This is a genomic window from Paenibacillus sp. 01T422, assembly GCF_056398785.1.
Map to the genome: position 1 here is coordinate 1 of NZ_JBFTQB010000277.1, position 6911 is coordinate 6911.

The 6911-nt window shown below is 43.9% G+C and carries 5 protein-coding genes; all 5 read right to left on the reverse strand.

The genetic code is table 11. The annotated features are described in order from the left end of the window. The coding region (locus AC1DUA_RS16795; RefSeq protein ID WP_477500855.1) for a carbohydrate ABC transporter permease at positions 1-697 on the reverse strand (697 nt) is incomplete at its 3' end. Between the two features lie 15 nt (positions 698-712). After that, entirely contained in the window at positions 713-1672 is a 960-nt protein-coding gene (locus AC1DUA_RS16800) for a carbohydrate ABC transporter permease (protein WP_477500856.1), read from the reverse strand. Between the two features lie 70 nt (positions 1673-1742). Continuing rightward, entirely contained in the window at positions 1743-3149 is a 1407-nt protein-coding gene (locus AC1DUA_RS16805) for an ABC transporter substrate-binding protein (RefSeq protein ID WP_477500857.1), read from the reverse strand. Positions 3150-3275: 126 nt separating this feature from the next. Next, positions 3276-5057, reverse strand: coding sequence for a cache domain-containing sensor histidine kinase (locus AC1DUA_RS16810; RefSeq protein WP_477500858.1), 1782 nt, complete (start codon positions 5055-5057; stop codon positions 3276-3278). 25 nt (positions 5058-5082) lie between these two features. Further along, complete coding sequence (locus AC1DUA_RS16815) at positions 5083-6684, reverse strand: response regulator (protein ID WP_477500859.1); 1602 nt, start codon at positions 6682-6684, stop codon at positions 5083-5085. Positions 6685-6911 lie beyond the last annotated feature (227 nt).

The window sequence follows — 6911 nt, forward strand, 5'->3', positions numbered from 1 at the left end:
ACTGCATACCGAGCATCAACGTGTACTGGCTATCGTCCGACAAATAAATGAGCGGCCCCTGATAATCCGTCCAGCTGCCCATGAACTGGAACAACGCGATCGTCAGCAAAGCAGGTCGGCACAGTGGAAGAATAATTTGCCAATAGATGCGAAGTTCTGAAGCGCCGTCAATGCGCGCAGCATCTTCCAGTTMTTTAGGCAAACCCATAAAAAATTGGCGTAGCAAGAAAATGAAGAATGGTGCCCCGAAAAAAGCGGGAAGCCAAAGCGGGATGCTGGTCCCGACCCAGCCGAAATTTTTGAAGGCAATAAAAATGGGAATCATCGTGACCTGATAAGGCAGCATCATCACGATAAGTGTCACGGCAAAAAGCGGCTTCGCCCCCCTCCAAGGAATTCTAGCCAAGCTATAAGCAACAAGCGGGCATGATAACAGCACCGCGAATGTTGCTAGACCTGCAATTGTAAGTGTGTTCTTCAAGTATTTGAAAAAAGGAATATAATCTAACGCTGCCGGATAGTTGCTCCACTCCATGACATGAGGGATCCATACTGGAGGCCATGAGAACAATTCGTCGTTTGCTTTGAGTGAAGTAGACACCATCCATAGAAATGGGGAAAGGAAAAAAGCGCCAACTAGAATTAACAATAGATGTGAAAATATTTTTCGAACTGGACTAAGTTCAGTGCTTCCCATAGTGATCTCTCCTCCCTATTCTTTTCCTTGATAATGGACCCAGCGCTTCTGAGACACGAAGATAAGCGCCGTTAAACCGACCACAATCAAGAACAGAATCCAGGCCATGGCGGAAGCATAACCCATTTTCAAGTAACCAAAACCGTTCGTATACAAATACATCACATAAAACATCATGGAATTAGCCGGTGTTCCCTGACCATTCGTGAGGGTATAGGGGAGAACGAAATTTTGTAAAGCGCCGATGGTGCCCATAATTAAATTGAAAAAGATAACAGGTGTCAAGAGCGGTAACGTAATCGTTTTCGTTCGCTGCCAAGCACTGGCTCCATCCACGCTGGCGGCATCGTAGTAATCTTGGGGGATATCCTGCAAGCCTGCCAAATAAATGACAACTGCTTGCCCCGTGCCCCACAAGCTCATTAGAATTAAGGACGGCTTAGACCATGCCTCACTTCCGATCCAGGGCGGGCCGGATATCCCGATCTTTTCCAGCCAAAAATTCACAAGACCGAATTGCGGGTTGAGCAGCCACAACCAGATGATTGTAGTCGCGACTGGAGGCACTAAGCTAGGAATAAAAAACAGGGTTCGGTAAAAGCCTTGCCCGCGTATTTTTAAATTTAGCAGCAGCGCCAGACACACGCCAAACGCAATACTTAACGGAACGAAAATCACCGTATAGTACAAGGTATTATAAATACTGATCCAGAATACCCGGTCTTTAAAAAGATTTGCATAATTATCGAAACCTACGAATTCTCCAGGTTCAAGAATGCTGTAGGTGGTTAGGCTGTAGTAAGCTGACATAATAAGCGGATAGGCGTGAAAGAGAAGCAAACCGATAATCCAAGGCATTGCGAAGATCAATCCGAATAAGGAAATCTTTCTTTCGAAGCGCGTTTTCTTCGTCTTTACAACACTTGCGGAAGCTGATAATTTATTGATGGAAGTTTCAGTCTCAGCCAATTTCAATCCGTTCCCCTCCTTTTCAAGTAAAAGAGGCAGGGCCATGCAGAATGCCCTGCCTCTTATTTTCTAGAAACTAATTACCTACTTTAGCTAATTCGGTGTCCACATTCTTCTTCACTTCATCGAGCAGCGTTTTGGCATCACCTTTGCCATGAATCGCCAAGTCTTGCACCCTAATGGCTTCATTCCACAAGAAAGCACCTACAGGGGATACGGGTCTTGTGTATGCCCCTGGCATTAAATCCAAAAACACCTTTAAGTTCGGGTTTTCGGACAGCTTCAACTCCTCATTAACTTGGGGCATTGCCGTAATATCATATCCAGCTTTCGGACGTTTCGCGTAGAGCAGCGTACCTTCCTTATGCGCGACGAACTTGACGAATTCCCATGCTTCCTTCTCATGCTTGGAGCCCTTTGGAATGACGTAGGACCAACCGCCTGCCCATGTCGTCGGTTTACTGCCATCTGGGGCAGGCATTGGAGCAACGCCCCAATCGAAATTTAGTTTGTACTTCGCCAAATCATTCAAAATCCAGTTGCCATCAAATTCGAAACCAACTTTACCTGTCCAGAACGGATTCATACCAGTTTGACCCATAGCGTCGGAGAAACTGGTCAAGTTCCCGATATCATACTTTTTCGCATAGTCAGCCATCCAAGCAAGCGCTTTAACGTTCTGCGGATCGTTCGGCGTCAAGTTATGGTTGCTATCCTCCCACTTCCCGCCAAAGTTCCAAGCATGCGTGAATAAGTATCCTTGATTCATCCATGGGATAAAGCCAATTTGCGAATATTTTCCATTACTGCCCTTTTTGAAAATCTTCTCCGCCATTTGGTCTAACTCTGCGATCGTTGCAGGCGGCTTATTCGGATCTAGTCCCGCTTCTTTCATCAACGTCTTGTTGTAATACATCCCGCGATTGTCAGTACCCCATGGAAGCGCGTACACTTTGTCTTTATAAACCGTTTCAGCCCAAAGCCCTTTATAATAGTCATCTGGAGATATTCCGCTGCTCTTCACATAGCCCGATAAGTCTGTCAGTGAGCCTTTGGCCGCCCAAGAACCAATCAAGAATCGGTCGAACAAAGCGACGTCTGGCGGATTTCCGCCGGCAATAGCTGTCAGCAATTTATCGGAGGCTTGTGTTTGGCCTGTTGTCTCCACGAAGGTCATTTTCACTTTTATGTTAGGATGCTGCTTCTCAAATACGTCCACTACATTGGCTTTAAAATCCTTCTGATAGTCTCCGCCCCACGGAAACCAAAAATCAATGGTAACCGGTTCGCCGGAACTGGTAGCCGCTTTAGGCGTGCTAGCGTCTGTGCTCTTTGTTTCTGTTCCTTTGGTACTTGGACTGCTCGATGCGGTGTTCGTGGAACTGCAGCCGGCCGCTATCAGAGTAATTGCCAGTGCTGCTGAGAGTGGGAGTGCAATCAACTTCTTGCTTTGCCAATCGATACGTTTTTTTCTATTGTTCATATTGATCCTCCTTTAAGTTTCTCAATCGCTTATGAGCTTATCTTTATTGTAGGCGCTTTCATGGCCTCCTTTAAACGTGGGTACTTTTGTTTTTAGTGTATTATTTTTGTTCGTTCTTGGATTTCGTCATAATCGAAGGGGCAGCACTAGCTTAACTTTCGTTCCAGAACCTGGTGTACTCTCAATAGAAAGACCATATTCTTTGCCATAAGTTAACTGAATTTGCGAATGAATATTTCTTAAGGCAAAATTATGCTCTCCCTCCCACTCATCGCTTGCCATCATAGCAGTTAGTTCCGCCATTTTATCCGCATGAATCCCGATTCCATCATCCTCAACCTCGAAACGCAGAATTTGGCCATCCATTTTCCAGCTAATATCCAATCTGCCTTTGCCTCGTTTATTCTCAAGACCATGATAAATAGCATTCTCAACAAGCGGTTGAAAGACGAATTTCAGAACTTTGTGATCCAGCATAGCGGAATCTATGTACATGTTCACGGTAAATTTGTCCTGGTACCTCACTTTTTGAATCGACAAATAACTCTCCAGCAGCTCAACGCTTTCCTTGACGGTTACAAAGTCATTTCCTTCACTTAAGCTGATCCGGAGATACTTGGATAATCCGAAAATCATCGTACTGATCTCATCGACCTTGTAAATACGGGAAATCCAGTGAATAGAATCCAATGTGTTATACAAAAAATGGGCATTAATTTGCGAGGCCATCATCTTCAATTGCGTTTCTTTTTTTAGCAGTTTTTGAATGTACACTTCATCAATTAAATCCTTAATGCGCGTCACCATTGTATTAAAACTGTGATACAGCATGCCGAATTCATCCTTGCGCTCATCCGTAATTTGGATATCGAAATCCCCCTCTCTGGCCCTGMGCATGGACCATAGAAGCATTCTAACGGGCTTATGCATTTGCTTGGCATACAAGAACGCTAAGGCGATAGCCACAACACTAAAACCAATAACGAGATATAACGTGTAGTAAGCGATTTTTCTTGAATCACTGACCAAATTTTGAATCGGTGCCATGCCGACAAGCTTCCAACCATTGATCTTCAATTGATCATAGACGACCATTAGATCTTTGCCATCGACCTTGTCTGTTAAATATCCGCTTGGCGTTGGAGGAAGATTGAGGCCTGCTGGTCGCATACTCAGTGAACCGTTGGAATCGGCCATAACCGTGTCATTTTCGTTCACAATATACGTAGTGCCCTGAGCTTGGAAATCAACCTCGGACAAAAATTGCTGGATCAACTCTGGATTAAACTCCATGATGAGCACGCCGAGCGTTTGATTCAGATTATCGAAGTTTTTGAGCGACCGCCCCATCACAAAGACGGGTTTATTGTCTTGATCAATCGTTGATTTAACAAGAGGTGATCGAATACCATACCAAACCACCTGACCGTTAGCAGCTTTTATCTGCTTGTACCAATCCTGATCTTCTTCCACTTTGTTAACCATCGGGAGCTCCGTAAAACCGTTGTTCGTGAATCGATAGGAAGCACTGCGCTCACCCAAAATATAAATGTTCAACGTATCATTTTTGACATTCACCAAGTTGGACAAAAACTTGCCGATCTGTTGATTATTGTAGCTCTGATCATAGCTATCCCTGTATTCACCGAGAATACCTTTCTGAATTTCCTTATTGCCAAAAATTAATAAAGACCTGTTATCATACTCGTTCATAATCAGCTCTAAGCGCCTATTTGCTTGTTGGATCGTTTGCCAGGCTACTTGTGAAACTTTGGAGCTAATAATCTCATTCGCTTTATGATAGGATAAATACCCCATGAGCATGATCGAGATCGTTATACTTGCAAAAAATAAGATGAATAATTTATAGCCTACGGAACGCCATTTGAGATGTGCAAGAAGCTTCAAGCTTATGTCCCCTCCAAATTAGGCCTTAGACGCCAATGTCGCGATACTGAGCTGGAGTCATTCCCTCCTGCTCCTTAAATAGTTTCACAAAATGCCGGAAGTCCTGATAACCTACTTGCTCGGCCACCTCATAAATTTTAAGCGTCGAATCTTTGAGAAGCTCCTTAGCCCTATTCACCCGTAAGCGGATTAAGTATTTACTGAACGTCTCACCCATTTTTTCATGAAATATTTTGCTAAAATAAGAGGGGTTCAAAAACAAATGCTCAGCAACTCGGTTCATTGTGAGCGGTTCTGTGTAGTGCTTTTCCATATAGTCGACAGCTAACTCGATAAACCTTTTGCGATTTCCCGATGTATTATCGCCGGGCTGGAATTGGAGCAGGATCGTAAGCAGCACATCCTTCAAATCTGACAAAGCAAAGTATGGAAGGACGAAGCTCTTATTAACCTCTTTCACATCAGAAGGATAATTGATCTCTAATTTCATCTCAACTTCACTGAATAGCGAGGTTAAGCCCTTTCTCAACACATGCGGCGAACACTTCTGTTTATGCATCTGCAAATGTCCGAACAGTTCATCGATAAGAGTACGAAGAGCAGCATCATCGCTAAGCTTCACAGCATGTACAAACCTGGTAACCCACCCATTAGGATGCGTATATTTGGAATGTGAATGGGACTGAGGTACCTCCATCATATCCGCGTCATAAACTTTCCCATATCCTTCGTAGAACGCATAAGCAGAGATCTGGACAGCTTCTTGGAACGAAGCATGAATGTCGGTGACCTGACTTTGTCTACTAATTCCAATGTTGATACCGATTCCCAAGTAGCGCCAACAAGAGGTAATTAGTGTCTCCCATGTTCCTTGCTCATGGCCATGATCCCCCTCTATGTTTTGGGAAACTAAAATGACTAAATCTGCATCTTTGTCTTCATGCAAAGGACAAGTGATCATCTTCATCGCATGTTTCCCGGTTTCTTTGGCGAGATTGCCAATTGCGTGGCGGAGCAAATAGTGCTCCTTCGGGTTGTGCTCATGTACACCCCAATCATAAATCTTGATCATGATAACTTTGATCTGGTTCGGGTCTAATTGCATATTGAGACGATCCCACACTGTTCGCGAGAATTGTTGTGAAGCGCTTCCATTTGTGAGAAGTGTTTCAACGTAACGCTGCCTCGCGAGCGGCAAACTTTCCCGAACTCGCTCTGACATCTGCACGAATTCATCATGATCTTCTCTTTCACGTTTTATTTGTTCTATGCACTTTCGCACTACGCCCAGCATGAGAGTTTCCTCAATAGGCTTCAGCACATAATCAACAGCTCCAAGACGCATCGCTTTTTGCGCATAGCTGAACTCACTGTACCCGCTTATGATAATGATTTTTGAGGGCAGATTGGCGTTTTTGAGTGCTTCAATGAAAGCGAGACCATCCATGCGGGGCATTTTGATGTCCGTGATGATGATATCCGGAACCTGATCTTGAATGAAGGTTAACGCGTCTTCTCCATCCTCCATCTCACCTATCACTTCAATGCCTTCTGCTTGCCAATCAATGGTCGTAACTAATCCTTGACGAACCCACCTTTCATCATCCACGATTAATAAAGAGTACATTAATCATTCTCCTCTCGTTTTAAAAGGTCCGTTACCATTCAAAAACGCTTATTTCTTAGATGTCTTTTCCATACTTTACATGAATTTGATAGATCTGAAAAGTGGCTATAAAAACAGAAAGATTATACTAGAATAAAAAAACCGCCTTGGAGGCGATTTTTTGCGGATTCGTATATATATTAATTTCACGCGCAATTGGTTGATTGCGCTGGCCGTTTCCTATGGAG